The following is a 26,340-nucleotide window of genomic DNA, read 5'->3' as shown; positions in this document are numbered from 1 at the left end:
CTTCCGGCGGGGCGGTGGCTCCCGGAGGGACGGTCGCCTGAGTGTTCGGCGAACGCCTAGATTTTACCTATTTCGAATGATGTCGCCCCGGTGGTGCCCGCGCCGACGCCGGGTACGGCCGCCCATGACCGCCCCGGCGCCCGCTGCCACCGGCGTCAGTGGACCTCGGAATCGATGCCGGTGATCACCGCGGGACCCAGCGGCGCGCTCCCTTCGTCCAGTCCCGCGTCGCGCAGTGCGGAGTCCGCAAGCCGGCGGGCCTCCTCCTCGGCGTGCGGGCCGGTGTCCGCCTCGACGGTGAGACGGAGGGTGAAGGTGTTGTCCTCGTTGACGCTGAGCACGTCCAGGTCCTCGGTGCTGCCCATCCGCGTCTCGTGCGGATCGGCCGACCGCAGTGCCCGGGACAGCCGGGTGCGGGTGTCCGAGCCGATTCCCGTGGTGAAGGTGCCGGGGACGCTGATCACGTAGGTCGTCATGACGGTCCTTTCCTCGCGCGTCCCCTCGCCTACCCCGATTCACGGCCTTCGCACAGCGCGGCCCGGCGCGAGTGCCCGGGTGACCGCGGCGGCTCACAGGGGGGAGTGGGCCACCGCGGTCACATAGGCGCCGAACAGCAGGGACACCACGGTGAGGGTGCCGTAGACCAGCATCGCCTGGGCCGGGCGCACCCGCCAGGTCCGGGCGAGGGCGCGCGCCATCGGGATGAGCAGCGGGAAGGCCGGCAGCAGGAAGCGCGGCTTGGAGGAGAACGAGCCGGAGCCGCCGACCACCAGCAGGATCAGCACCCCGGAGAAGATCACCAGGGCCAGTGGGGCGCGGTCGAGACACAGCAGCGCGAACAGCAGGACCCCGGCCGCGACGATCACCAGGGCGGCCGGGTAGACCACGCCTCCGCCGTGCAGCAGCAGGCCCTTGACGAAGCGGGCCGAGCCGACGCCGAAGTCGAAGCGGGAGTCCCAGGCGCTCTGGACCTTGAAGTAGCCGCCGAGCAGGTCCCCGGTCTGCGTGCCCACCCAGAGCACGTAGCCGAGCCAGCCGAGCGGGGCCAGGACGGCGCCCGCCCACAGGCTCACGGGGACCCGGCCGCGCCGGCGCAGCGCCTCGTACGCGGCCGCGAGCGCGACGGCGCCGGCCACCGCGAACCCGCTGGGCCGGGACAGGCCGGCCAGCGCGGCCAGCGTTCCGGCCCACAGCCAGCGGCCCTTGAGCACGAAGTACAGGGACCAGATGGCGAGCGCGGCGAACAGGGACTCGGTGTAGGCGATGGTCAGTTCGACCGCGTGGGGCATGGCGGCCCAGAGTGCGACCAGGGCGGTGGCGACACCGCGGCCGTACAGGAGGTGCCCGATGACGTAGACGCCGTACGCGGCCACGCCCGCGGCGATCCAGGAGATGAGCAGGGCGGCCTCGCCGGGGGTGAGCGGCAAGACCGTGGTCAGCGCCCTGATGAGGGCCGGGTAGAGGGGGAAGAACGCCCAGTCGGTCTGGACGGCGCCCTTCGGGCTGATCCAGATCTTCTGGCCGTAGCCCTGGGCGGCGATGTGGAGGTACCAGCGGGAGTCCCACGAATGGGCGAGTGTCTTGACGAGTGGATGCCCTCTGAGGGCGTTCGTCACGATCACCGTCAGGACCCCCGCGAGCCGGACGGCCGTGAACAGGGCGACGGCCGCCAGCGCCCCCTCGGGGATCCCCCGCCGGGCGATCCAGGGCAGGTCCGGGGGGCCGACGGGTCGGGACGGGGCGGCCCGCTCGGGCCGGGGTACGGAAGAGGTGCTCACTCTGTTGACCTTGGGCACGCCAGGTAAGACGTGCAATCCGCGACTCGGGTTTCTTACACACTTCCACCCTGATTCAGGAACTTCCTCCTTGCTTCCCAAAACGGGGCAAACCCGCACTCCGGCACCCCTGTGGACGGCCCCCGGAAAGATCGACGTAGGGTGTGGTTACCATATGAGCGCTGCCTAGCTCGAAAGATAGATCTGTGACTGTCAACGACGACTCGTTCACCAACTGGAAGCACCGCGAGGAGATCGCGGAGTCGATGATCCCGCTCATCGGGAAGCTGCACCGCGAGCGGGACGTGACCGTCCTGCTGCACAGCCGCTCCCTGGTGAACAAGTCGGTGGTCAGCATCCTGAAGACGCACCGCTTCGCCCGGCAGATCGCCGGCGCCGAGCTGTCCGTCACCGAGACCATGCCGTTCCTCAAGGCCCTGACCGCCCTCGACCTCGGGCCTTCCCAGATCGATCTCGGGATGCTGGCCACGACGTACCAGGCCGACGAGCGCGGCCTGAGCGTCGAGGAGTTCACCGCCGAGGCCGTCGCCGGTGCCACCGGCGCCAACAAGATCGACCGCCGCGAGCCGCGCGACGTCGTCCTGTACGGTTTCGGCCGCATCGGCCGCCTGGTGGCCCGCCTGCTGATCGAGAAGGCCGGCTCCGGCAACGGCCTGCGGCTGCGCGCCATCGTGGTGCGCGGCGGCGGCGCCCGGGCCGCCGGAGACCTCGTCAAGCGCGCCTCGCTGCTGCGGCGCGACTCGATCCACGGCCAGTTCCAGGGCACCATCACGGTGGACGAGGACAGCAGCACGATCTTCGCCAACGGCAACGCCATCAAGGTGATCTACGCCGACGACCCGTCGCACGTGGACTACACCGAGTACGGCATCCGGGACGCCATCCTCATCGACAACACCGGCAAGTGGCGCGACCGCGAGGGGCTGTCCAACCACCTGCGCCCCGGTATCGACAAGGTCGTGCTGACCGCGCCCGGCAAGGGCGACGTCCCGAACATCGTGCACGGCGTCAACCACGACACCATCAAGCCGGACGAGCAGATCCTGTCCTGCGCCTCCTGCACCACCAACGCGATCGTCCCGCCGCTGAAGGCGATGGACGACGAGTACGGCGTGCTGCGCGGCCACGTGGAGACCGTCCACTCGTTCACCAACGACCAGAACCTGCTGGACAACTACCACAAGTCCGAGCGCCGTGGCCGCTCCGCGCCGCTCAACATGGTGATCACCGAGACCGGTGCCGCCTCCGCCGTGGCCAAGGCGCTGCCCGACCTCAAGGCGACGATCAGCGGCAGCTCGATCCGTGTGCCGGTGCCGGACGTCTCGATCGCGATCCTCAACCTCCAGCTGGCCCGTGAGACCACCCGCGAGGAGGTCCACGACTACCTGCGGGACGTCTCGCTGACCTCCCCGCTCAAGCGCCAGATCGACTTCACCACGGCGCCCGACGCGGTCTCCAGCGACTTCATCGGCTCGCGCCACTCCTCGATCGTGGACGCCGGCGCCCTCAAGGTCGACGGCGACAACGCGATCCTCTACCTCTGGTACGACAACGAGTTCGGCTACTCGTGCCAGGTCGTCCGGGTCGTGCAGTACGTGTCGGGCGTGGAGTACCCGACCTACCCGGCGACGGCGGTCTGACGCCCGCCCCCGCGCGAAGGTGCGGCCGCCGACCGGGTTCCGGTCGGCGGCCGCCGTTCTCGGGCGCGTGCGGTCAGGCCTTCGCGGGCGTGGCGCAGGAACCAGCGGCGCACGCCGTGAGCCACTGGTCGAAGTCGGCGTCGTAGCGGGTGCCGATGCCGTCGTGGTAGACGGCGTACCCGCCGGCGTAGTCACCGGCGCGGAACCTGGCGAGCATGCGCTGCACGTCGTCGGGGTGCCGCTCGGCCATGTAGCGCACGGCCAGGTAGCCCCACGGGTAGGTGCGGGTCACGTCGCTGTTCTCGTAGGTGTTCTCGAACAGGGTGCTCAGCCGGTAGGTGTGCTTGGCCGCCTCCTGCACCGCCTGGTCGTCGGCGAGACCCCGGTAGCTGTAGGACACGTACTCGGCCAGGCCCTCGATCCACCACACGTCCGGCACGGTGGTCTCCTGGGCGAAGTCGCCCTTCATGTCGTCGCGGCCGTCCAGGAAGTGCGTGTACTCGTGGTTGAGGTTCCAGATCCGGGCCACGAAGCCGTCGTCGGCGTCCTTCTGGTACATGATCGACGTCACCTGGTTGGCCGGGTCGGACGGGTTGCCGTCCAGGGTCATGCCGCCGTTGTCGGTGTCGATGCCGTAGATCGGGCCGGCGTAGGTCTGGTAGTCGGTCCGGCTCGCAAACACCACGAGCTGGATCGTCGACGCGTACTGGCCGGGTATCGCGCCGTCGGCCCGGACCACGCCGCGGAAGTAGGTGCTCTGGCCGAGCACGCCGGCGCACGCGGCGTCGAGGTCGGAGGCGGTCAGCGACTGGGCGAGGAACGTGACGTTCGAGTCGCACCGGTGGGTGACGGGCAGCACGGCCCTGGTGAGCTTCCCGGGCAGGTCGCAGACGTCGTAGTACGAGCAGTCGGCGCCGTCGTAGGCGTTCGCCTGCGTGGCCACGGCGACCCAGAGCCCGGCCGTCGGTCCGGTCATCGCGGTCTCGTCCAGCAGTTCCTTCGCCAACGGCCGTGCCGCGTCCCGCAGTTCCGGGTGCTCGACGTAACGGGCCACGTTCATCCCGGCGTTGGAGTCCAGGAAGGACAGGTCGGTGCCGAGCTGGTCGGTGTTGGCGACGGCGAAGTCGAAGAGGGTGTCGATGATGCGCGGATCCGCCTCGACCGCCTGCACGTAGGCCGGGTTCCAGTTGCCGCGCCACAGCGGTGTGTAGACGTCGTTGACGGCACTGATCATGCTGGGCAGGGAGTCGTAGGTGCTGTCGTAGTCGTTCAGCAGCCGCCGGTAGACGTACAGATAGCGGCCCTGCTGGTCGGCGCTGTCGGTGAGGATGACCGTCTCGCCGAGGATGTCGCCGTTGGCCGCCGTGACGTCCCGGGTGTGGGAGCGGGCGAAGAACGTGTCCAGGCCCGCCGTGACCGCGGTGGTGAGGCGGGAGGTGTACGAGCCGACGTCCGCGGAGTCGTTGAACTGCACGTAGTAGCCGGCGCGCAGGAACAGCACCAGCTGCTCCAGGCTGCCCGAGTCGTCGCCGCGGTACTGGCCGGCGGCGCGGGTGTACGCGTTCGCCACGGTGATCATCTGCGGCTCGCGGAAGATGTCGTGCGCGTCCTTGCCGGTGACCGCGAAGAGGGTGTTCACGCAGTCCGTGGACGAGGCCTTGACCAGGGCCACCAGGGCGGTGCCCGTGCGGGAGCCGAAGTCGGCCGGGGTGCACGAGGCGGCCGTCCGGGGCGCCCGGTGGGCCGGCTCGGCCGATTCCGCTCGCCGGGGCGGGAGTTGGGCCGGGTTCAGACGGTGGGGCCGGCTCGCGGGGTGCTCGGTGGCCGCGGTGGTCGCGCCGGTCGGCGAGGGGGTGGCCGTGCGGCTGAGGGGCGCGGTCACCGGACCGTGGTGCGGCTGGGGCGACGCCAGTGCCGGGGTGGCCAGCAGGCCGGCCACGGTCACACAGACGGCGGTGGCACCGGCCACGCGTCTGGGCAGGGTGAAGCGATAGCGCATCTGGATTCCTCCACGAAGAGATGCGCCTCTGTGGGGAGTTGAGGCGTGTGAGGCACTGTCTCAGCGGACCGTGCGCCCCAACAATGGCGTGTGACATAGCACATGACACTGACCGCTCATAACATCGCGGCGCGTCCTTGACGTGCCGCTACGCCCCGGTGGCGCTCCAGGTGCGCGAGGCCCAGGTGCGCAGGTGCGGTGCCTGGGCGACGAGATCGCGGTAGGCGGCCGTGGCCGACTGGAACACCGTCTCCACCACGTCGTCGGTGACGGCGTCGGGCCGCCAGGCCAGCACGTACCGGCACCACAGCGGGGAGCCGGCCAGCGGCTTGACGACGACGTGCGGGACCGGGCGGAACGTCGGCTGCACCAGGGAGACACCGAGCCCGTCGGCGATCATGGTCTGCAGCTGGGTCTGGTCGCCGAGGAACTCGTGGACGGTGACCGGCGCGAACCCGGCCGCCGCACAGGCGTCGTAGAACACCCCGGGCCAGCCGGCGCCGTCGTCCGGGGTGACGAACCAGGCGTCCTCGGCGAGGTCGGCGAGCTGCACCTGGGCGCACTGCCGGAGCCGGTGCCGGGCGGGCAGGGCGACGAACGTCGGCTCGGTGACGATGCCCCGGTGCCGCACCGCGCCCGAGTGCCGCAGCTCCATGCCCGGGTAGTCGGCGGCGATGGCCGCGTCCACCGTGCCCTCCTCCAGCAGTTCCACGATCCGCGAGGAGGCGTAGACGCTGTTGACCGCGAGGGACAGCTCCGGCAGCCGGGTGCGCACCCGGGAGACCGTGCCGGACAGCATGGGCGAGTTGGTCGCGGCGACGCGCAGCGCCCGGCGGGGGCGCTCGGCCGGGCGGTGGCCGATGGCATCGGCCCTGGCGAGCACGTCCCGGGCCTGGGCGACGACCTCGGCGCCGTAACGGGTCGGCCGCACCCCGCTGGTGCCGCGCTCGAACAGTGGCTCGCCCAGATGGCGCTCGATGCGCCGGAGCTGGGTGCTCACGGCCGGCTGCGAGTACCCCAGCTGCGTGGCGGCGCGTCCCACGCTGCCCGCGTCCGCGATCGCGCACAGCACGCGCAGGTGCCGCAGCTCCAGCTCCATCGCTCCACTTCCCGTCTCGTCCCACGACCGTTCCCCCGTCCCGTCGGCCACGGGAAAACCGGTGCTCACGCCCTCGCCGGCCGTGGTCGTGACCGGCGGACGAAGCGTTCCATTGTGCCCTGCCGGGCACAAGGCGCAGGTCCGCCAGGGTGCGGACGGCTACCGCGCGGCCCCGCGGTGCACCGTGTCGAGCAGCGCCAGCTCCTCGGCGGACAGCCGCAGGGCACCCGCGGCCACGTTGGCCTCCAGGTGGGCCGGGTCACCAGTGCCGGGGATGGCCAGGACGTGCGGGCCCTGCCGCAGCGTCCAGGCGATGCGGACCTGGGCCGGGCTCGCACCGTGCGCCCGGGCGACGGCGAGGACCCCGGATTCCTCGCCCGCGAGCGCGCCGGACTGCCGGCCGCCGGCGGCGATCGAGTGGTGCGTCTGCTGCGCCGGCGGCGCGCACTGTCCCGTACGACGGCGGGCCCGGGGCTGCTGCTGATCCCCTCGGTCTTCACCGGTCCGCTGCCGCTCACCCGGCTGACCCCGCCCGATCCGCCCCAACTCGCCTATCCCGCACGGGGAACCGGAGCGCTGTGGCAGCCCGCGCGGCCGCGCGCACACCGCCGCCCTGGCGGCCGTGCTCGGCCGTTCCCGGACCCTGCTGCTGGTCGAGCTGGACTCCCCCGCCTCCACCACGGAACTGGCCGGGCGGACCGGGCTGTCCGCGGCCGGCGTCTCCCAGAACCTGACGGCGCTGCGGGACGCGGGCCTGGTCAGCGCCCACCGGGCGGGCCGCTCGGTGCTCTACGCACGGACCCCGGCCGCCGAGGCGCTGCTGACGGCGGCCTGTCCATGACCGTCACCTACATCAGATGACCATTTGCCTAAAAGCTTTAGGAAGTCGCATAATCATTTTCGGTAGACGGGAGAAGGCTCATGGTGCGCGCAGGACTGACCACCGAACGTCTCGTACGGGCGGGCGCGGAACTGTCCGACGAGGTCGGGTTCGATCAGGTGACCGTGTCGGCGCTGGCCCGGCGGTTCGACGTCAAGGTCGCGAGCCTCTACTCGCACCTGAGGAACTCCCAGGACCTGAAGACGCGCATCGCGCTGCTCGCCCTGGAGGAGATGGCCGACCGGGCCGCCGACGCGCTCGCCGGGCGCGCCGGCAAGGACGCGCTGAGCGCCTTCGCCGACGTCTACCGCGACTACGCCCGCGCCCACCCCGGACGCTACGCGGCGGCCCGGTATCCGCTGGACCGCGAGGCCGCGGCCGCGAGCGCCGGCGTCCGGCACGCACAGATGACCCGGGCGATCCTGCGCGGCTACGACCTGCCGGAGCCCGAGCAGACCCACGCGGTGCGCCTGCTCGGCAGCGTCTTCCACGGCTACGTGAGCCTGGAGGGAGCCGGCGGGTTCAGCCACAGCGCCCCCGACCCGCAGGAGTCGTGGACGCGGATCGTGGACGCCCTCGACTCCCTGCTGCGCGACTGGCCCGCCCCCGGGCACCGGTCCGTCACCCCCTGACTCCCCGGAAAACAGGCCGACATGATGCACACCACGCCCCTCACCGCCGACCTCGTGCGCGGTGCCCTCGATCTGGAGCGCACCGCGCACGGGCTGCTGCCGCACCGGCTGCCGGCCCGGGCCCGCGCCCAGTGCGCCGACCCGCAGCTCGCCATGGTGGAGTCCCAGCCCTCCGGCGTCCGGCTGGTGTTCCGCACCCGCGCCACCACCGTCGAGCTGGACACCCTGCCGACCAAGCGGGTCTACGTCGGCGCGCCCCCGCGCCCGGACGGCGTGTACGACCTGCTGGTGGACGGCCGTCCGGCCGGCCGGGGCCGGGTCGCCGGGGGCAACACCCTCACCATCGACATGACCACCGGCAGCACCGAGTACGAGCCGGGTCCGATTGGCACCGTGCGCTTCGGCGGCCTGCCGGACGCGGCCAAGGACGTGGAGATCTGGCTGCCGCACAACGAGACGACCGAACTGGTCGCGCTGCGCACCGACGCCCCCGTCGAGCCCGTACCGGACCGGGGCCGCCCGGTCTGGCTGCACCACGGCAGCTCGATCAGCCACGGCAGCGACGCCGCGAGCCCCACGACCACCTGGCCGGCGCTCGCCGCCTCGCTCGGCGGCGTGGAGCTGATCAACCTCGGCCTCGGCGGCAGCGCCCTGCTCGACCCGTTCACCGCCCGCGCGCTGCGCGACACCCCCGCCGATCTGATCAGCGTCAAGCTCGGCATCAACCTGGTCAACACCGACCTGATGCGGCTGCGCGCCTTCGGACCGGCCGTCCACGGCTTCCTCGACACCATCCGCGAGGGCCACCCCGACGCGCCGCTGCTCGTCGTCTCACCGATCCTGTGCCCGATCCACGAGGACACGCCGGGACCGAGCCTGCCGGACCTCGACGCCCTCGGCGAGGGACGACTGCGCTTCCGGGCCGCCGGGAACCCGGCGGAGAAGGCGGCCGGGAAGCTCACCCTGGGGGTCGTCCGGGCGGAACTGGCGCGCATAGTGGGCGAGCGGGCGGCCGAGGACCCGTGGCTGTTCCACCTCGACGGGCGCGAGCTGTACGGCGAGGCCGACTTCGCCGAGCTGCCGCTGCCCGACGAACTGCACCCGGACGCCGCCGCGCACCGCCGCATCGGCGAACGGTTCGCGGCACTGGCGTTCGGTGCAGGCGGCGCCTTCGCGCACGACGCGGGCTGACCCTCGGCCGGCGGGTCACACCAGGTGGGCGAAGACCACGAGGTTGTCCGTGTAGTCGCGGACCGCGTGGTCGTAGTCCCCGGCGCAGGTGATGAGCCGGACCTCGGGACGCTGGGCGTCCGCGTACACCAGCTGGCTGGGGAAGTCGTCCTTGGCGAAGGTCTCGGCGCTGTCCACGACGAAGTTCGCCGTCCGCCCGTCGGTGCGCTCGACGGAGAACCGGTCACCCTGCTGCAGGTGGTCGAGGTTCACGAAGACGGCGGCGGAGACCACCGTGTCCACGTGGCCGGCGATGATCGCGGTGCCCTTCTCACCGGGCGAGGCGCCCTTGGAGTACCAGCCGACGAGGTTGGTGTCGCCCGCGGGCGGGGGCTGGAGCTGGCCCGCCGGGCCGATCGTCAGGTCGGTGAAGGGGGCGTTCACGCCGATCTTCGGGATGAGCAGCCGGGTCGGCGCGGAGCGGGGCAGCGCGTCGCCTGCCTCCCGCGGGTCGGCCTGCGTGGCGGCGGTTGCACCCGAGGCGTGGGCGGGCCGGGGCACGTCGCGCGCACCGCCGTGGCCGCCGAACATGCTGACGGCGAGGAAGACGATCGCCACGCCCCACAGCACCAGCCGCCCGCCGCGGCCGGAACTCACCTCGTCCGGCGCCGGGTCGGCGCGGTACGGGGAGGACGGATCTGCTGCCATCGGACACCACCTCACTCGGGCACGGCGGCACGGGGATCAGGGCAGGGGCCGGAGCACGAGGACCGGACCGCAGGGGCCCGGGCCGCCGACACGGTGCGCGCGCCGGCGGCGTCCGCAGCCCCTGGAACGGGTCGAGCGGTCAGGACGCCGGCTGGACGGCCTTCTTGCGACGCAGTGCGTACATGCCGGTGGCGCCTACGGCCAGCACCGCCAGGCCGCCCGCGGTGACGCCGGAACCGGCCAGCGCTCCGCCGCCGGTGTGCATGCCGCCGCGCGGCTTCTGGCCGCCTCCCTCGTCCCCGCCCCGGCCGCCGTCGTCGCCGCCGCGGCCCCCGTCGTCGCCGCCGCGGCCGCCGTCGTCGCTGCCACCGCCGTCCCGGCCGCCGCCGTCCGAGCCCGAACCCTTGCCACGGCCACCGCCGCCGCCACCGCCGTCGCTGCCGCCACCGCCGTCCGAGCCCTTGCCGCGGCCGCCGCCGTCCCCGCCCTGGTCGCGGTAGGTGTTCGGGTCGAAGCGGCTGTCGCCGGCGCTCGAACCCCACTCGTCGCCGCGGAGCACCGTGGCGAGCGCTCCGCCACCCGTGTGCATTCCCCCGCGGGGCTCGTCGTGTCCCCGGCCGCTGTCGTGATCACTGCCGTAGTCCTTGTCGTGGCCACCGCCGGAACCCTTGTCACGGTCGGAGCCCTGGTCGTTGTCCCTGCTGTACGAGGAGTCGCCACGGCCTCCGTCGTGCCCGGCCGGGGCCGCGAACACGGCGCCGGGCGTGGCGAAGGCGAGGGCGGCCGCGGCGGCTGCCGTGGCCAGAAGCGTGCGGGCAGAGCGCATCGTGATGTCCTTACCGCCGTGACCGGGCAGCGGATACCTCATCAGCTGGATGGACCCGGCTTCGACATGAACCACCGTCAGTGAGGGCCCCGGCTCCCACCATCCGGGCCGCCCAGCCGTGTCATCAGGCCACCCGTCTGCCCCAGTGCTCCCACCGGACGGCCCCTCGTCCGGGTCAATCGGACACCGCCTCCCGGTGCCGGAGCCGGCACGGCGGCCACACCCCCGCCGGGGCGACGCGTCGTACGACCGGGCGGGATGCCCGACGCGGCCCGACGACCCATCAGTCCTCAACGGCGTCGCGTGCCACGCCCGGCCGAGAAGGGGTCGCCCCGTGCCCGAGACCACACTGTGCGCCCGAGGCGTCCGGCGGCTGCTCACGGCGGCGGCCGGCGCGCTGCTCGGCGTCACCGCCGTCGCCGCGCCGGCCCGCGCCGACACGGGAGAGGTGACGGAGCATCCGGTCACCACCGCTGCGGACAGCGGGCCCGCCGGCCTCGCCGCGGGACCGGACCACGCCCTGTGGTTCACGGAGAACGGCGTCGGCCGGATCGGGCGGATGGCGCTCGACGGCACGGTCACCGACTTCCCGACCGCCGGCCGGGACAGCGGCCCGGCGGAGATCACCCGGGGCCCCGACGGGGCTCTGTGGTTCACCGAGGCCGCCGCCGGGAGGATCGGCCGCGTCACCACCTCCGGCCGGTGCACGGAGTTCCCGGTCCCGACGCCCGGCAGCGGGCCGGCCGGGATCGCCGTCGGGCCGGACCGCGCCCTGTGGTTCACGGAGTCGCGCGCGGACAGGATCGGCACGATGACCGTCTCCGGCCGGGTCACCGAGTACCCGCTCCCCACCTCCGACGCCGGCCCCGGCTCGATCGCGGCGGGCGCGGACGGCGCCCTGTGGTTCACCGAGACCGTGGCCGGAAGGATCGGCCGCATCACCGCCTCGGGGCGGATCACCGAGTATCGGCTGAGCGGCCCGCACGACTTTCCGGGGCGCATCGTCGCCGGTCCGGGCGGTATGTGGTTCACCGCGCCGGGCGCGCACTCGGTGGCGCGGATCGCGTACGACGGCCGCGTCACCCGGTTCACGCCGCCCGGCACCGACAGCGATCCGAGCGGCATCGCCCTGGGGCCCGACGGGCAGGTGTGGTACGCCGACCAGGCAGGCCGCATCGGGCGGGTCGCCGCGGACGGCGCGATCACGATCTTCCCGGTGCGGGGCGGCGCCGACAAGGTGCCCTTCCGCCTGACCACGGGCCCCGACCGGGCCGTGTGGTTCACCGAACTCCTCGGCAACGCCGTCGGCCGCCTCCGGGCCCTCCCGCGCTGACGCGGGTGCATGGCAGGTTCCCGCCTCCGCGCTCTTGTTATGACAGCCGTCATAAAGCAGGCTGGTGCCGACGGGCGGGACAGGCAGGCGTGGTAGGAGGAAGCGGTGGCGGACGGGATGGCGCGGACCCTGTGGGAGCGGTACGAGCCGGTGCACGACCTCGTGTACTTCGCGCCGGAGGCGCGCCGGGCGGCGGAAGCGCTCGGGATGCGCGGCTTCTGGATGGGGTACTTCGCGATGCGCGCCGCCCCGCTGGGCGCGGTGTCCCCCGCCGTGGTGACTAGTTGCTTCTACGTCTTCCATCCCGCCCGGGTGGCCCGGGCGCTGCCGGACGCCTGGGGGTACGCCGCTCCGGACGCGGTGCTGACGGCCCGCCGGGAGGCCATGGACGCGGCGATGACCCGTCTGTTCGGCGCGGAGGTCACCTGCTCGGCGGGGTTCGCCGAGGCCGCCGATCTCGCCTGGGAGGCCGCTGCGGCCGCGGACACGGCGGGCCGGGTGCTGGCCGCCGCCAACCAGGCGCTGGAGCGCCCGGAGCGGCCCGCCGAGCGCCTGTGGCAGGCGCTGACGACGCTGCGCGAGCACCGGGGAGACGGGCATGTCGCGGTGCTCGTGAGCCAGGGGCTGGGGCCGGTCGAGGCCATGGTGCTCAAGGCCGCGTCCGGCGAGTCGGACGGGGTGTTCCTGCGGGAGACGCGCCGGTGGGAGCAGGCCGAGTGGACGGCGGCCGGAGAGCGGCTGCGGACGCGCGGCCTGCTCACGGCGGACGGCTCGCTCAGCCCGGCCGGGGCCGCCGTGCGCGCGGAGGCCGAGGCGCTGACCGACGCGGCTGCCGAGGGGCCGTGGGCGGCGCTGGGCGTGGATCGCGCCGTGCGCCTGGCCGGGCTGCTGGAGCCGCTCGCCCGGACGGTGGCGGACTCGGGCCTGCTGCCGCCCGGCAACCCGGTGGGCCTGCCCCAGGACTCGTACCCCTTCGACCGCTGACGCCGGGGAGTGCGCCGGCGTCCCCGCCCGGGGTGCCGGGCGGGGGACGTCGTGCGTCGGGCGCGTCCGAGCGGCTACCAGGTCACCGGCAGCCGCTCGGGGATCCGCTTCATGAAGCCGGTGCGCCACACCAGTTGGCCGGCCGGTACCGCGAGCGCGAGGTCCGGCAGCCGGTCGAGCAGGACCTCCAGGGCGATCCGGGCGTGTGCGCGGCCGAGTGCGGTGGCGGGGCAGTAGTGGGCGCCGCCGCCGAAGGAGAGGTGGTCGGCGACGTTGTCCCGGTGGACGTCGAAGCGGTGCGGGTCGGGGAACTTCTCCGGGTCGAGGTTCGCGCCCTCGACCAGGACGAGGACGAGTTCGCCCCGCTTCACCTCGACCTCGCCGAGCCGGACGTCCTCCAGCGCGAGCCGGGGCAGGGCGTCGCCGATGGAGAGGTTCACCCGCAGCAGTTCCTCCACCCCCGGGCCGATCAGGTCGGGGCGGTCCCGCAGGAGGTCGTGGGCGATGGGGTGGGTGAGCAGGTGGACCAGGGCCATGGCGAGGAAGCCCGAGGTGGAGATGGTCCCGGCGCCGAAGAGGGTGACGCCGACGGTGGCCAGCATCTCGTCGGTCAGGTGCGCGTAGTCGGGGTCGTCGCGCAGGGCGCCGAGCTCGCCCATCAGGCCGTGCGTGGCCGGGTCGTCGAGCAGGGCCGCCATACGGGCGATGTCCCGGTCCCAGTTGACGCGTGCGCCGGTGACCGGGCACGGCGAGTTCATGAAGGCGATGTCGAGGCTGCGCAGGAAGGCAGGGGCCTCGGCCTGCGGGATGCCGAGGATCCGGCAGTGCATGCCCGCCGAGTACGGCTCGCAGAAGGCCCCGCGCAGATCGGCCGTGGGGCCGTCGGCCACCAGCAGGTCGACCAGGCGGTGGGCGTCCTCGCGCATCCAGTCCATCAGCCCCGGCGTCTTCGGGTTGAGCGCCTTCATCACCGCGCGGCGCAGCCCGGCCCCTGTGATGTTGCCCATGTTGTTCACGACCTCGGGCGGGATCGTGAGCGCGTACTGCCGGGGCACACCGGGGGCGGAGGTGTCCTTCAGCGAGAACCGGTCGTCCTTGAGCACCCGCGCGCACAGCTCGTACGACGACACCAGCCAGGCCTCGTCGCCGGCGATGGTCCGCACGCGCCGCACGGGTGCCGCGGCACGCAGCCCCTCGACCTCGGCGGGCACCCGGGTGCCGTCCCAGGAGAAGGGGAACGCCGGCGGGGACGGCTCGGCAGGGACCTCGGGGGCGGTGGTCATGCCACGGCTCCTTCCAGGGCGGCGGCGGGGGTCACGACGGCGTGCCCCTGGTTCCGGGAGGCGCGCAGGCCCGCGCCGCGGGAGTACAACAGCTCCGCCATCGGGAGCAGTTGGTGGTAGCAGTTGAGCGAGGAGGGCACCTGGAGGATGGCCGGGGTGTCCAGGAACAGCGGGGCCTCGGCACACACGTACTCCAGGCACACGGCGCGCTGCCGCTCGGTGGGTGTCTCGCCGCGAGCACTGAGGAAACGATTCACCAGGGCGTCGCAGACCCCCCGGAAGGCGGCGTCCGCCGCCAGTCGCGCCTGCAGCTGACGGTGGATCTCCTGGTAGGCGGGGTTGGTGCGGAACTCCGACATCGGATGCCAGTCCAGCCGCGCGCCCTCCGGATCGGCCGCCGATACCGCGTCGCGGACCTTGGCACGCACACCGCGCAGGTTCTTCACGGCCTTTCGGCGGGCCTCGTCCGGGGGGTACCCGGAGGCCTCGTACATTTCGGCGACGTACAGGTCGGTGTAGACGAAGTCGACCCGGTCGAAGTGGTCCAGTCCCCAGCGGGCGAGATCGTGCAGGCGGCGGGCCGAGAAGTAGCTGTTTCCCGGGGAGACGCCGATCACGGCGTGCGCGCCCTCGCCGAGGATGACCTCGCAGTGTGAGGTGTAGGGCTGGACCTCGAAGACGTCGGCCATCAGCACGGATGCTGTGGTCACGGGGGTAATCCTCCGCCGCGCGCTAGTCCCTCCGGGGCCCTGTGCCCCTGGTGTGGCGACGCGGCGCCCTCACGCTAGCCGTACGGGATCAGCACGGGTAGTAACTGCCGCGGTTTGGCCGAAAAGCATAGTAGTAACGCTCGAAGTGCCCTCCGTGTGGCCCGCGTTGCGGGCCGTACCCTGGGGCCGTGGTCAACCGAGACGAGGATCCGGGGCAGGTGGCGTCCCGGCTCACGGGCCGCCCGGTCACCGGTGCGCACAGGACCTCCGGGTCGCCCGCCGAGGTGATGCTGGACGACGGAACACCGGTGATGGTCAAGCGCGCGGACGCCCCCGGTGCGGTACGCGCCGAGGTCGCGGGGCTGCGCTGGCTCGCGGCGGCGGACGCCGTCCGGCTGCCGGCGGTGCTCGGGCACGACGAGCACTGGATGGTGACCGAACGGGTGGCGACCGGACGCGCCGACCCCGAGGCAGCGCTGAGTTTCGGCCACTTGCTGGCCGCTCTGCACGCGGCGGGCGCGGACCACTTCGGGGCGGCGCCGCCCGACGGCCCCGAGCAGGCGTTCATCGGCCTCGCCCCCATGCGCAACACCGCGGGCGCCGACTGGCCCGCCTGGTACGCCGAGCACCGTGTACTGCCGTACGTGCGCGGCGCGGTCGACCGCGGCACGCTGCGGACCGATGAGGCGGCCGTGTTCGAGCGGGTCTGTGCGCTGCTGCCGGACCTCGCGGGGCCCGCCGAGCCGCCCGCCCGCCTGCACGGCGACCTGTGGAACGGCAATGTGCTGTGGGGCGCCGACGGCGAGGTCCGGCTCATCGACCCGGCCGCGCACGGCGGTCACCGGGAGACCGACCTGGCGATGCTCCAGCTGTTCGGTTGCTCTCACTTGGACCGGATCCTCGCCGGATACCAGGAGGCGGCGCCGCTGGCCGACGGCTGGCGGCAGCGGGTCGGGATGCACCAGCTCTTCCCCCTGCTGGTGCACGCCGTGCTGTTCGGGCGCGGGTACGCGGAACAGGCGCTGACGGTGGCGCAAACGGCGCTCGCGAGGTGAACGGGGCGCCGGCGGGTGTGGGCGGAACGCCTCGCTCCGGGCAATGATTACGCAGAGTAAGGAAACCAATCACCCGTTCGATTCGTATAAGGACGTGAAAGCCGAATCAGGGAGAGACCATGCAACCGTTCACGCTCAACTACGCGCGCCCGGCTGTGCAGTTGGACGTCACCACACCGTACGCGTATGACTCCGGACTGCAGTTGAACGTCCTCCCGGACGGGCGGATCGCCGCCACCGACCACGCGACCCTCATGGCACTCGGAACCACGACCTCGACGGCCGGTTCCAAGACGCACTTCGACGACTGAGGCGCGGGCTACCGGAAGATGACCGTGCTCATCCTGACCAGTGAAGAAGACGTGACGGCGGACATGGTGGTGCTGCGGCTGCGCGAGACGGGGGTGCCCGTCGTCCGGCTCGACCCCGCCGATCTCACCAACGGGGTGGCGCTGTCGGGCGAGTATGTGCAAGGCGCCTCCCGCGGGCATCTGTCCGTGGGCGGGCGCCTGGTGAGCATGAACGGCCTGCGTTCGATCTGGGTGCGCAGGCCCGGCGACGCCGCCGCCCGCGCGGCCCAGCCGTCCGCCTGGCTGACCGAGGAGTCCTCGCAGGCGCTGTACGGCATGCTGCGTTGCTCCGACGCGCGCTGGATGAACCATCCCGACGCCGCCCGCCGCGCCCGCCACAAACCCTGGCAGCTGCACCTGGCGCAGCGCAGCGGTCTCGCGGTGCCGGCCACGCTGATCACGACGTTCCCGCAGGCCGCCCGGGAGTTCGCCGAGCGCTTCCCGGACCTGGTGGTCAAGCCGGTCTCCGGCGCGCACCCGCAGGAGCCGCCGCGGGCGGTGCCGACCAGCAGGGTCGCGCCGGACACCGACTTCGCGGCGGTCGCCTTCGGTCCGACGCTGCTGCAGCGGCGGGTCGCGAAGCGGGCCGACATCCGGCTCACCGTCGTGGGCGACACGCTTCTCGCGGCGCGCAAACCCGTGGCCCCGGACGCCCATCCGGACGACGTGGACGTGCGGTTCGCCCCGTCGGGCTCCCCCTGGCTGCCGGCGGACGTGCCCCCACGGGTCGCCGAGGCCGTGCTGCGCTATCTGCGGGACGCCGAACTGGCCTACGGCGCGTTCGACTTCGCGGAGGACTCCGACGGCATCTGGTGGTTCCTGGAGTGCAACCAGTCCGGTCAGTTCGGTTTCGTGGAGATGGACACCGGACAGCCGATCGCCGCCACGATCGCCAAGTGGCTGGCGGGGGACGCCGATCCGGAGCGCACGTGTGCGGACGGCGCCCGGAGCGCAGGCTGTTGACGACGCGGGGAACGGCTCGGAGAAGGGAACGCGACATGCGCATCGGACTGCTGGGAACGGGCCCCTGGGCCAAGGCCGCGTACGCCCCCGCCCTGGCCGGGCACCCCGGCCTGGAGTTCGCCGGGGTGTGGGGTCGTCGGCCCGAGGCGGTCACCACGCTGGCCCAGCAGTACGGCGTCGCCGCGTACGACGACGTGGACGCCCTGCTCGCCGACGTGGACGCGGTCGCCGTCGCCCTGCCACCCTCCGTGCAGGCCGCGTTGGCGGTGCGCGCGGCACGGGCCGGCCGGCATCTGCTGCTGGACAAGCCGCTGGCGCTGTCGGTCGCCGACGGACGGGCCGTCACGGAGGCCGTGGAGCGGGCCGGGGTGTCCTCGGTGGTCTTCTTCACCGCGCGGTTCCAGAAGGAGCCGGAGGCCTGGATCGAGGAACAGGCCGCGGTGCCGGGCTGGTTCACGGCGCGGGCGCAGTGGCTGGGGGCGGTGTTCACGACCGACAGCCCGTTCGCGGTCTCGCCGTGGCGGCGGGAGAAGGGCGCGCTGTGGGACGTGGGCCCGCACGCCCTGTCGGTGCTGCTGCCGGTGCTCGGTGACGTACGGCAGGTCGTGGCGGCGGCGTACGGTGCCGCGGACACCGTCCATCTGGTCCTGGACCACGCGACCGGCGCGTCGAGCACGCTCACGCTGAGCCTGACGGCACCGCCCGCGGCGGCCGGGGCCGATGTCGAACTGCGCGGCGAGGCCGGGGTGACGGCCCTGCCGGGCAGTTCCGAGGGAGCGGTCCCCGCGCTCTCGCGCGCCGCCGACGCTCTGCTCGCAGCCGTCCGCACGGGCCGCCCCCACCCGTGCGACGCCGCGTTCGGCCTGCGCGTCACGGAGATCCTGGCGACCGCGCAGGCCCGGCTGTCGGAGGGCGGGGTGCCGGAGGGCCCGGAGTAGGGCTCGCCGGTCGCCGGTCGCCGTCCGTCGCGCGCCGGCCGCGGGGACCCGGTCGTCAGTCGTTCACCGGCTCCTCCTCGAACGGCTCGTCGCTCCAGCGGAACCAGGCCCGGTCTCCCTCGATGTGCAGGAGGAACTCGGGGACCGGGCCGTCCGGCGCCGACAGGGTCACGCGGTGCCGTATCCCGTCGTACAGGCGCTCCCAGTCCGCCCAGCCCTGCTCGTCGTCCCGGTCCATGAGAGCGAGTTCACGGGCGAAGAGGTCCCGGACGGCGGCGAAGCCGGGACCCGCCCTGAACGCGCCCGACAGCCATGGGAAGTCGGCCTCGTCGACCACGATGTCACCGACCGGCTGCTCCCCCGCGTGCACGCGCCAGACCTGACCGCCGAACCCCATGGCCCCTCCCCCGCCTCGCCGCCCCTCACGTCGGCTTCAGCATGTCACCCGGCACTGACAACGCGGTCGGACCGGCAGGTGATCCGCTCGCGCAGGACGGGGTAGCCGGCCGTGGCGAAGTGCGCTGCCATCGGGAAGTTGCCCCGGTCGGTGGCGGCGGCGATGAACTCGGCGCCGCGTTCGGCCGGGACGTGGGTGCACTCGGCGAGCAGGTCGTAGGCGTAGCCGTGGCCGCGCCGCTCGGGCACCACGCCGATGAAGCCGGCGCACGGTCCGGAGGGATCGCGGGCGGGCATGTGGATGCCGACGGTCTCGCCGTCGGGGGTGCGGGCGATCCGCCACCAGGTGCGCGGTGACGGCATCCAGCGGAAGACGCCGAGTTCCTTCTGCGCGGCCCGGTCCACACCGCCCTGCTCGATGGCCCGGCGGGCGTGCGCGTCCAGCGTGACGGAGTGGACGCGGCGCAGGAGGCCGCGGAGACGGCGTCGTCCGGTTCCGGCGCGAAGACCAGGCGTCCGGCAGGCCCCGTTCCGGGGTCCAGCGGTAGACGAAGCGCTCGACCAGGGGCGTGTAGCCGCCCCTGCGCGCGGCGTCGCGGGCGCCGGCGGCGGCCCGGGTCGTCGCGCCGGCCGGGAGGCAGGTCCGGTTCGAGTTCGTCGGTGTGCCAGGGCGCGGTCCGCAGCAGCGCGGCCCCGGCCTCCGCCTCACCCTCGGCGACGTCGAACCAGTTGATCAGCAGCGGCTCGGTGTCCTCGGGCCGGGCGCACCAGGCGGCACGGGCCACGGTGCGGCCGTCGCGCCGGGTGATCCTCAGCCGGTCGGGGCGGTAGCGGGTCCGCCGGTGCCTCTCACGGAAGCCGAGCGGATCGGGCATGGTGTCGAATCGGGCATGGTGTCGAAGAGACGGGCACTGCTCTCGTCGAGCCTGCGAATGACCAGGGCGGTCATGGATTCCTCCGGGTCGCGTGCGGTGGGGGCGCGCTCCCGGTCAGGCGTGGCACACCCGGGCGACGGGGAGGGGGAGCCCGGGATCACCGTGGCCATGACGCTCGTCTCCTTCCGTCCGTCTCGGGCGTGCGGTCACACGCCAGGCGTGCCGGGGCGGGGCGGTCCACGCGTTATCGGGCCGCGGCCGACGACGGACGGCCCAGCGGACGTGTTCGCCGTGGTCATGTCCGACGGTGACAGCGGGCCCTTGTCCCGGGGGCGGCGTAGCGTGGGCACGTGGGAAGGGTGCGCGGCCGGTCGTCAGACGGTGACCAGAGGGGCCGCGGCTGGTTGCGGGGCGCGCCACCGCCGTGGTGGGTGCGACTGCTGCCCGTGCTGCTGCTCGTCGGGGTGACCGCGGCCACGGCGATCACGCCCCACGCCGCCGATCTGGGTTTCCTGCTGGGAGCCATTCCGCCGCTGGCCATCCTGTCGTACGGGCCGGGCGGGACCGCCGTGCTCGGCGCCCTGGTGATCGTGGCGCTGAACCTGCCGTCCACCCATCTCAACCGCCCCGGCAACACCGACCTGCTCACCATCGTGTTCGTCGCCGTGCTGAGTGTGTTCGTGTCGTTCGTGCGCAGCCGCCGGGACACCCAGCTGATGGTGGAGCGCACCATCGGGCAGGCCGTGCAGCGTGCGGTGATGCCGCCGCTGCCCGAGCGGGTGGGAAGCGTCAGGTGTGCGGGCTTCTACCGGGCCGCGGAGGACGACACGCTGGTGGGCGGGGACTTCTTCGACGTGCGCGAGGGGCCGTACGGCGTGCGGGCGGTGATGGGTGACGTACGGGGGCACGGGCTGTCGGCGGTCTCGACCGTGGTGTCGCTGCTGGGCGCGTTCCGGGAGGCGTCGCTGGACCAGCAGGACCTGATGTCGGTGGCGGGCCGGCTGGACCGCAGGCTGGAGGTGGACTCCACGGGCGGGGAGGACGGCGAACTGTTCGCGACCGCCGTGCTGGTGGAGTTCGCCGCCGACGCACGCGCCGCGCGCGTGGTGACCTGCGGCCATCCGGCGCCGGTCCTGTTGCACGGGGGCTGCGCGCGGGAGATCGCCGTCACGCCGGGCACACCGCTCGGGATCGGGATGGTCGGCGTCGAGCCGGCGAAGGAGGTCACGGTGCCGCTGGAGCCGGGCGACCGGCTGCTCATGGCCTCCGACGGCGTCTGGGAGGCGCGCAACGGATCAGGGGCCTTCTACCCGCTGCCGGAGCGGCTGGCGGCCCTCGCGGGCACCGGCTACGACGAGTTGCCCGAGACGGTGTGGGCGGACCTGGGGCGGCTGAGCTACAAGGTCCGCGACGACGCCACGATGCTGGTGCTGGCCCCCGACCCGGCGGACCCCGGTGGTTCCGCCGAGTCCCCGGCGCCCTGACCGCTCCGTCATCCCACGTCCCACAGGAAGCGGTGGGTGTGGATGGCGAAGTAGGGGAAGGACTGGACCTCGCGGATGCCCTCCAGGGGGCGGACCACGTCGTTGACGAAGTCCAGCAGGGCCTTCGGACCGGGCGCGACCACCTCGGCGAACAGGTCGAATCCGCCCGAGGTGAGCACCGAGTACACGACCTCGGGCTGCTCCGCGAGGGCGTCGGCGACGGTGCGCGGGTCGCCGTCGACGCCGATGCCCAGCAGAGCCATGGCCTGCCCGCCCATGGCCATCGGGTCGGTGACGCCGACCACCTGGACCGCCCTGGAGTCCAGCAGCCGTTGGAGCCGCTGCCGGGCCGCCGAGGCGGACAGGCCGACCCTGGGACCGAGGTCGGCGTAGGCGATGCGGCCGTCGGTCTGCAGCTCGCGCAGGATGGCCCGGTCGATCTCGTCCACGCGTGTCCTTTCGTACGTCGGGCGCCGGCCCGCCGGTCAGCCGCGCAGTTCGGCGAGGGCGGCGGCGAAGACCTCGGTGTGGGTGTCGACGTCCTGCTCGGTGGTGTCGGGGCACATCAGCGCCATGTTGTGGAAGGGGGTCAGCAGGATGCCTCGGTTGGCGAGGTAGAGATGCAGGAAGTCCTCCAGCTCCGCGTCGGAGGCCGCCGCGGACTCGGTGCCGGTGCGCGGCGCCGGGGAGGTGAAACGGTACTCGCTGCGCGCGCCGAGCCGGCTGACGGACCAGGGCAGCGCGTGCGCCTCGATACCGGCCCGTACCCCCGCCTCGAAGCGTTCGGAGAGCTTGGCCATGCGGGCGAACGCCTCGTCGGTGAGCACCTGCTCCAGGGTGGCGCGGGTCGCCGCGACCGACAGGGCGTTGCCCGCCAGGGTGCCGCCGACGCCGCCCATGTCGACGAGGTCCAGGTCGGCGCGGCCCAGCAGCCGCTCGGCCAGCTCGGCGGACAGGCCGTACGCACCGGCCGGGATGCCGCCGCCGATCGCCTTGCCGATGGTGAGCAGATCGGGTTCGAGGTCCCACTCGGCCGTGCAGCCGCCGGGGCCCGCGGAGAAGGTGTGGGTCTCGTCGTTGATGAGCAGGGTGCCGTACCGCCGGGTCAGTTCGCGGACTCCCGCGAGGTAGCCGGGTTCGGGCAGGACGATGCCGATGTTGGTGAGCGCGGGCTCCATGAGGACGGCGGCGACGTCGCCGTGGGCCAGCTCACGCTCCAGTGCGGTGAGGTCGTTGAACTCGGCGACCCTGCTGGTGAGCGTCACGTCGCAGGGCGCGCCGACGTTGCCGGGGCGGGCTGTGCCCGTGCCGTCCCGGCCGGCGACGATCAGCGACTCGTCCACGCTGCCGTGGTAGCAGTAGCTGTTGAACAGGATCTTCGGGCGGCCGGTGACGGCCCGGGCGAGCCGGATCGCCCAGCGGTTGGCGTCGGTCGCGGTGAGCGAGAAGCTCCAACGCGCCAGGCCGAAGCGGCGGGTCAGCTCGGCGCCCACCCACTCGGCGTCCTCGGTGGGCAGCATGGCGGTGGCCCCGCCCAGTTCGGCGAACCGCACGCGCACGGCCTCGGTGACGGCCGCGGGCGAATGGCCGGCCATAGCGCCGGTGTCGCCGAGGCAGAAGTCGATGTACTCGTGCCCGTCGACGTCCGTGACCCGGGCGCCGCGCGCCCCCGCCAAGTAGCGGGGAAAGGCACCGGCGGTCTTGTTCATCCAGGTCATCGGCACCCGGCCGAAGAGGTGCTCGGCCTCCGCGTAGGCCGCTCGCGAGCGCGGGTTGCGGCGCTCGGCCTCGGCGCTCTCCCGGGCCAGTAGGTCGTGCAGACGCGTGCGGTCCATGGGGTACCTCGCTGGGGACGGTGACGGAATGCCGAGAGAGTACGGCCGAAATGACGACGAACTCAAGGGGCGACGCATGAATCAGTTGTCGCCGCGATCGAATCATGCGTAGAGGGCGATTCGCGCCGTCGGAAGGGTGACCCGTCCCCCCTCGCCCGGCTGACGAACCGACACGCGGGCTTCGAACGAGACGGCTCAAACGCCAGGGTGCGCCACCCCTTCCGCCAGGTAGAAATATCTACGAGCATGCATATGCCGGGTTGCTGTGCACGCGCACGGAGTGCCCGGTCACGGCCGTTTTCCTGCGCCCATGGCAGGCGAGCGAGGACATCCGGAGCGGTGCATGACGAACACGATGTGGATGCGGGGCGTGGAGTGGCTGGCGGCTGCGGCCCCGGACCCGCGCGCGTGCAAGTGGGAGTGGGACCACGGCGATGGGGTCGCGCTGCTGGAGGCGGGGCGCTTCTGGGACGTGCTGAGCGTCCCCGAGCGGCTGGGACTGCTCACCCTGGACCTGCTCTGGCGGCCGGAGCTGCCGGTTCCGGGACCGACCCTGGTGGACACCGTGGCGGGGCGGGTCGGCTTCCTCCTGCCGCCCGATCCGTCCGGGGGCTGGGTGGGCGCCGGGCTGCGCTACGCGACCAAGGGCTCCTGGGTCGCCGCGCCTCCGCCGTACCGGCCCGCCCGCTCACTGGAGTGGCTCGTACCACCGGACGGCACCGGCACCCTGCACCTGCCGGGCACGCTGGAGGAGGCGCTGAGACAGGCCAACGGCACCCTGGCCGTCCTCGCTCCGCTGTGCGGGCAGTAGCGGGAGCGGGAGCGTTTCGGGCGGGGGCCGGGAGCGGTTCAGTCCGGGCCGGGAGCGGTCGGGCCGGAACTGAGTGCGCTCCGGCCGGATCCGGGCGCGGTCGAGCCAGAGCGGTGACGGGCGTCCACCGTGCGTCCGTCACCGCTTTCGCCCGGCGGGCACGGTCCTCCCCTGCGCCCGCCACTCGGCGACGAGACGGGCGTAGATCGGCTCCCGGTCCTGCAGCGCGCGGACGCTCACCCCGGGGACGTCCGGTTCCTGCGGGATCCTCCGCCTGAGCGACGGGGTCTGGTGTGCGGACTCCGGACGAGCAGGACTCTCCGGACCGTCCACATGGTTCGCGTCCTCCGCCGGTTCCGGCCGGTGCACCAGGTCTTGCCCCTCGGTCGGCACCGGTCTCTCCCGCCGGTCCAGTTCCCCGGCCCGCACTGGCCTCTCCCGCCGGTCCAGTTCCCCCGCCCGCGCCGGTCCCTCCCGACGATCCAGTTCCCCCGCCCGCGCCGGTCCCTCCCGCCGGTCCGGGGCCTCATTCCGCGTCGGCCGCCTGCGCCGGTCCCGGCCCGCAGTCCGCGACGGCAGTTCCGGCCGCGCCGTCGGATCCCTCCGGCCCCTGGGGTCCACCAGGTCAAGCCGGGGCCGTCGCTCCCCCAGGTCCACGCGATCGACGCGATCCCCGCGGCTCGCGCCTGAGCCCCGCCCTCCCGGATCCGAGTGGTCCGCCGGGGCCGCCGGGGCCGCCGGGGCCGCCGGGGCCGCCGGGGCACCGTCACCGCCGGCTCCGTCTCCTTGGCCCACGAGGTCCACCGGTTCGACCCGTACCACCCGAGCCACCCGAGCCCCTCGGGGCATCTGATCCATCCGGTCCGTGCGACCCACGGGATCCATGCGATCCGTCGGTTCGATCCGGTCCGTCGGTTCGATCCGGTCCGTCGGTTCGATCCGGTCCAAGCGGTTCATGCCGGGGCAACGTTCGTGTCCCGTCGCCGGTACGCCCGGTCCGGGTGGGTCACCGAGTCGGGTGAGGCCGTCGCTCGAACGGGGGCCTGGGCCAGTCCGACAAACATCCCGCCGCGAGGCTCCCCTGCGCGGGCCGGGCGACGCTGCCGGGCGCCCCGTACGGCCGACGGGCGGCGCGGGATGACCGCTCTTATCCTGAGGAGCCCGGGCCACGACGTCCCGCGCACCGCATGTACGCCTTGCCGCGTGCTTGGAGGCAGCCCATGTCGCACTCATCCGGACGCCTGCGGAGGGGAGCCGTCGTCGCCCTGACCGCTGGGTCGTTGATGTCGCCGCTCGCCGCGGGACCGGCCGTCGCCGCACCGGCCCCGGCCGAACGGACCCCCGGCTCACCCAGCCCGTCGCCCACGGGACCCGACGTACGCGCCCTCACTCCCGCGCTGGCACGCCAACTCGACGCGGCCGTGCAGCGGGTGATGCACGAGGCGAACGTGCCCGGCGTGACCGTGGGCATCTGGACGCCGGGGCAGGGCAGTTACGTCCGCTCGTTCGGCGTGGCCGACAAGAGCACCGGCCAGCCGATGACATCGGACCTGCGCATGCGCATCGGCAGCGAGACCAAGACGTTCACCGTGAGCGCGCTCCTGCAGCTGGTGGACCAGGGCAAGGTCGGTCTGGACGATCCGATCGGCAGGTACGTGCACGGGGTGCCGAACGGCGACCGGATCACCCTGCGCCAGCTGGCCGGGATGCGCAGCGGGCTGTTCAACTACTCCGAGGACGACGGCTTCTACAAGGCCCTGACCTCCGACCCGCAGCGCCCCTTCACGCCCCAGCAGCTGCTCGCCTACGCCTTCAAACATCCGGTGCTGTTCCAGCCGGGCGCGAAGTTCTCCTACTCCAACACCAATCTGATCCTGCTCGGGCTGGTCGTGGAGAAGGAGAGCGGGCAGCAGCTCGGGGACTACATCAAGCAGCACATCCTCGACCCGGCGGGCATGCATGACACGCTCTTCCCGAAGGGCAACGAGTTCCCCTCACCACACGCGCAGGGCTACACGAACCAGACGGCGAACGGCGCCGTCGCGGACACGGCCGACTGGAACCCCTCCTGGGGCTGGGCGGCCGGGGCGATGATCTCGACCCTGCACGACCTGCACACCTGGGCGCCCACGGTGGCCACCGGTCAACTGCCGGACGGCCGGCGGATGATCAGCGCCGCCACCCAGCGGCAGCGCCTCGTCACTCCGGCCACCACGCTCCCGGGCGTCGGGTACGGGCTCGGCATCTTCAACGCGCAGGGGTGGATCGGGCACAACGGCTCCCTGCCCGGCTACGAGTCCCTGACCGTGTACCTCCCGGCGACGCGGACGACCCTGGTGGTGCTGCTCAACACCGACATCAACCATGCCGGCCAGGAGCCCAGCACCCTGGTCGGGAAGGCGATCACGCAGATCATCTCCCCCCGTCACGTGTTCAACCTCCCGGCCGAGCCGGCGGCCCGCTGAGGTCCCGTCGAGGGCTGCGCCGACCGGGGCAGGCCCGGTCACGGGGGGGAACCGAGCCTGCCCCCGCACGTCGGCGCCGCGAGGCCGCACGACGCCGTCACCGAGCAC

The 26,340-nt window shown here is 73.1% G+C and carries 24 protein-coding genes and 3 pseudogenes; 13 read left to right on the top strand and 14 right to left on the bottom strand.

The annotated features are described in order from the left end of the window. Positions 1–155: 155 nt before the first annotated feature. Together ACZ7FF_RS38815 and ACZ7FF_RS38810 are read right to left on the bottom strand one after the other, a co-directional pair. A complete protein-coding gene (locus ACZ7FF_RS38815) occupies positions 156–476 on the bottom strand; it encodes a hypothetical protein (protein WP_470818657.1) in 321 nt (106 codons plus the stop codon). 93 nt (positions 477–569) lie between these two features. After that, the gene (locus ACZ7FF_RS38810; RefSeq protein ID WP_470818655.1) at positions 570–1,778 is read right to left on the bottom strand and encodes a hypothetical protein; all 1,209 of its coding nucleotides are present in this window, start codon (positions 1,776–1,778) and stop codon (positions 570–572) included. Between the two features lie 203 nt (positions 1,779–1,981). Between ACZ7FF_RS38810 and ACZ7FF_RS38805 the strand changes: the two genes are divergently transcribed. Then, a complete protein-coding gene (locus ACZ7FF_RS38805; RefSeq protein ID WP_470818653.1) occupies positions 1,982–3,436 on the top strand; it encodes a glyceraldehyde-3-phosphate dehydrogenase in 1,455 nt (484 codons plus the stop codon). 73 nt (positions 3,437–3,509) lie between these two features. Here the strand turns inward: ACZ7FF_RS38805 and ACZ7FF_RS38800 are convergent, their stop codons facing one another. The 3 genes and pseudogenes from ACZ7FF_RS38800 to ACZ7FF_RS38790 form a co-directional block, all read right to left on the bottom strand. Further along, entirely contained in the window at positions 3,510–5,435 is a 1,926-nt protein-coding gene (locus ACZ7FF_RS38800; RefSeq protein ID WP_470818651.1) for a collagenase, read from the bottom strand. 148 nt (positions 5,436–5,583) lie between these two features. After that, positions 5,584–6,534 carry a LysR family transcriptional regulator gene (locus tag ACZ7FF_RS38795; protein WP_470818649.1) on the bottom strand — a complete coding sequence of 317 codons (951 nt, stop codon included), beginning with the start codon at positions 6,532–6,534 and terminating at the stop codon, positions 5,584–5,586. Positions 6,535–6,693: 159 nt separating this feature from the next. Beyond that, positions 6,694–6,954 (bottom strand): annotated as a pseudogene (locus ACZ7FF_RS38790) (aldo/keto reductase); the annotation flags it as partial. On the opposite strand from ACZ7FF_RS38790, the pseudogene ACZ7FF_RS38785 reads away from it, so the two are divergent. The 3 genes and pseudogenes from ACZ7FF_RS38785 to ACZ7FF_RS38775 form a co-directional block, all read left to right on the top strand. Beyond that, positions 6,946–7,375, top strand: a pseudogene (locus ACZ7FF_RS38785) (ArsR/SmtB family transcription factor); the annotation flags it as partial. The pseudogenes ACZ7FF_RS38790 and ACZ7FF_RS38785 sit on opposite strands and share 9 nt — an antisense overlap. A gap of 80 nt (positions 7,376–7,455) precedes the next feature. Then, the gene (locus ACZ7FF_RS38780) at positions 7,456–8,046 is read left to right on the top strand and encodes a TetR/AcrR family transcriptional regulator (RefSeq protein ID WP_470818647.1); all 591 of its coding nucleotides are present in this window, start codon (positions 7,456–7,458) and stop codon (positions 8,044–8,046) included. A gap of 24 nt (positions 8,047–8,070) precedes the next feature. Next, complete coding sequence (locus ACZ7FF_RS38775) at positions 8,071–9,237, top strand: GDSL-type esterase/lipase family protein (RefSeq protein ID WP_470818687.1); 1,167 nt, start codon at positions 8,071–8,073, stop codon at positions 9,235–9,237. A gap of 15 nt (positions 9,238–9,252) precedes the next feature. Here ACZ7FF_RS38775 and ACZ7FF_RS38770 read toward each other — a convergent pair whose 3' ends face one another. Together ACZ7FF_RS38770 and ACZ7FF_RS38765 are read right to left on the bottom strand one after the other, a co-directional pair. Continuing rightward, positions 9,253–9,924 (bottom strand): class F sortase, encoded by a 672-nt coding sequence (locus ACZ7FF_RS38770; RefSeq protein ID WP_470818645.1) that lies wholly within the window; start codon positions 9,922–9,924, stop codon positions 9,253–9,255. 139 nt (positions 9,925–10,063) lie between these two features. Next, a complete protein-coding gene (locus ACZ7FF_RS38765) occupies positions 10,064–10,750 on the bottom strand; it encodes a hypothetical protein (protein ID WP_470818643.1) in 687 nt (228 codons plus the stop codon). 334 nt (positions 10,751–11,084) lie between these two features. Between ACZ7FF_RS38765 and ACZ7FF_RS38760 the strand changes: the two genes are divergently transcribed. Together ACZ7FF_RS38760 and ACZ7FF_RS38755 are read left to right on the top strand one after the other, a co-directional pair. Continuing rightward, positions 11,085–12,083: a Vgb family protein gene (locus tag ACZ7FF_RS38760; protein ID WP_470818642.1), complete on the top strand. Its 999-nt coding sequence runs from the start codon at positions 11,085–11,087 to the stop codon at positions 12,081–12,083. A gap of 105 nt (positions 12,084–12,188) precedes the next feature. Next, entirely contained in the window at positions 12,189–13,067 is an 879-nt protein-coding gene (locus ACZ7FF_RS38755) for an SCO6745 family protein (protein WP_470818640.1), read from the top strand. A 74-nt stretch (positions 13,068–13,141) separates the two neighbouring features. Here ACZ7FF_RS38755 and ACZ7FF_RS38750 read toward each other — a convergent pair whose 3' ends face one another. Next, complete coding sequence (locus ACZ7FF_RS38750) at positions 13,142–14,350, bottom strand: cytochrome P450 (RefSeq protein WP_470818639.1); 1,209 nt, start codon at positions 14,348–14,350, stop codon at positions 13,142–13,144. Continuing rightward, positions 14,347–15,060 (bottom strand): cyclodityrosine synthase, encoded by a 714-nt coding sequence (locus ACZ7FF_RS38745; protein WP_470818637.1) that lies wholly within the window; start codon positions 15,058–15,060, stop codon positions 14,347–14,349. The genes ACZ7FF_RS38750 and ACZ7FF_RS38745 overlap by 4 nt, the downstream gene beginning before the upstream one ends. Positions 15,061–15,248: 188 nt before the next feature. Here ACZ7FF_RS38745 and ACZ7FF_RS38740 point away from each other — a divergent pair, with 188 nt between their 5' ends. From ACZ7FF_RS38740 to ACZ7FF_RS38725, 4 genes are all read left to right on the top strand, one after another. Then, positions 15,249–16,115 carry a fructosamine kinase family protein gene (locus ACZ7FF_RS38740; protein ID WP_470818636.1) on the top strand — a complete coding sequence of 289 codons (867 nt, stop codon included), beginning with the start codon at positions 15,249–15,251 and terminating at the stop codon, positions 16,113–16,115. 119 nt (positions 16,116–16,234) lie between these two features. After that, on the top strand, positions 16,235–16,426 hold the full coding sequence (tgmA, locus tag ACZ7FF_RS38735; RefSeq protein ID WP_470818634.1) for a putative ATP-grasp-modified RiPP: 192 nt from the start codon (positions 16,235–16,237) through the stop codon (positions 16,424–16,426). A gap of 18 nt (positions 16,427–16,444) precedes the next feature. Next, positions 16,445–17,428, top strand: a complete 984-nt coding sequence (gene tgmB / locus ACZ7FF_RS38730) for an ATP-grasp ribosomal peptide maturase (protein WP_470818633.1) — start codon at positions 16,445–16,447, stop codon at positions 17,426–17,428. Between the two features lie 35 nt (positions 17,429–17,463). Then, a complete protein-coding gene (locus ACZ7FF_RS38725; protein WP_470818631.1) occupies positions 17,464–18,366 on the top strand; it encodes a Gfo/Idh/MocA family protein in 903 nt (300 codons plus the stop codon). A 55-nt stretch (positions 18,367–18,421) separates the two neighbouring features. On the opposite strand, the gene ACZ7FF_RS38720 is transcribed toward ACZ7FF_RS38725, so the two are convergent. Beyond that, positions 18,422–18,763: a hypothetical protein gene (locus ACZ7FF_RS38720; RefSeq protein ID WP_470818629.1), complete on the bottom strand. Its 342-nt coding sequence runs from the start codon at positions 18,761–18,763 to the stop codon at positions 18,422–18,424. 44 nt (positions 18,764–18,807) lie between these two features. Further along, a pseudogene (locus ACZ7FF_RS38715) lies at positions 18,808–19,711 on the bottom strand (GNAT family N-acetyltransferase). A gap of 276 nt (positions 19,712–19,987) precedes the next feature. Here ACZ7FF_RS38715 and ACZ7FF_RS38710 point away from each other — a divergent pair. Then, positions 19,988–21,121, top strand: a complete 1,134-nt coding sequence (locus ACZ7FF_RS38710) for a PP2C family protein-serine/threonine phosphatase (protein WP_470818627.1) — start codon at positions 19,988–19,990, stop codon at positions 21,119–21,121. An 8-nt stretch (positions 21,122–21,129) separates the two neighbouring features. On the opposite strand, the gene ACZ7FF_RS38705 is transcribed toward ACZ7FF_RS38710, so the two are convergent. Continuing rightward, positions 21,130–21,570: an Lrp/AsnC family transcriptional regulator gene (locus ACZ7FF_RS38705; RefSeq protein ID WP_470818626.1), complete on the bottom strand. Its 441-nt coding sequence runs from the start codon at positions 21,568–21,570 to the stop codon at positions 21,130–21,132. Positions 21,571–21,606: 36 nt separating this feature from the next. Next, positions 21,607–22,956: a transaminase gene (locus ACZ7FF_RS38700; protein ID WP_470818624.1), complete on the bottom strand. Its 1,350-nt coding sequence runs from the start codon at positions 22,954–22,956 to the stop codon at positions 21,607–21,609. A 343-nt stretch (positions 22,957–23,299) separates the two neighbouring features. Here ACZ7FF_RS38700 and ACZ7FF_RS38695 point away from each other — a divergent pair, with 343 nt between their 5' ends. Next, positions 23,300–23,767, top strand: a complete 468-nt coding sequence (locus ACZ7FF_RS38695) for a hypothetical protein (RefSeq protein ID WP_470818622.1) — start codon at positions 23,300–23,302, stop codon at positions 23,765–23,767. 138 nt (positions 23,768–23,905) lie between these two features. Here the strand turns inward: ACZ7FF_RS38695 and ACZ7FF_RS38690 are convergent, their stop codons facing one another. Continuing rightward, entirely contained in the window at positions 23,906–24,160 is a 255-nt protein-coding gene (locus ACZ7FF_RS38690; protein ID WP_470818620.1) for a hypothetical protein, read from the bottom strand. Positions 24,161–24,987: 827 nt separating this feature from the next. Between ACZ7FF_RS38690 and ACZ7FF_RS38685 the strand changes: the two genes are divergently transcribed. Continuing rightward, a complete protein-coding gene (locus ACZ7FF_RS38685) occupies positions 24,988–26,232 on the top strand; it encodes a serine hydrolase domain-containing protein (RefSeq protein WP_470818618.1) in 1,245 nt (414 codons plus the stop codon). The last annotated feature ends 108 nt before the right edge of the window (positions 26,233–26,340 follow it).

The sequence above is a fragment of the Streptomyces sp. NPDC037126 genome (assembly GCF_055605965.1).
The sequence above is the reverse complement of the archived record's forward strand: the minus strand, read 5'-3'. Positions and strand labels throughout refer to the sequence as shown.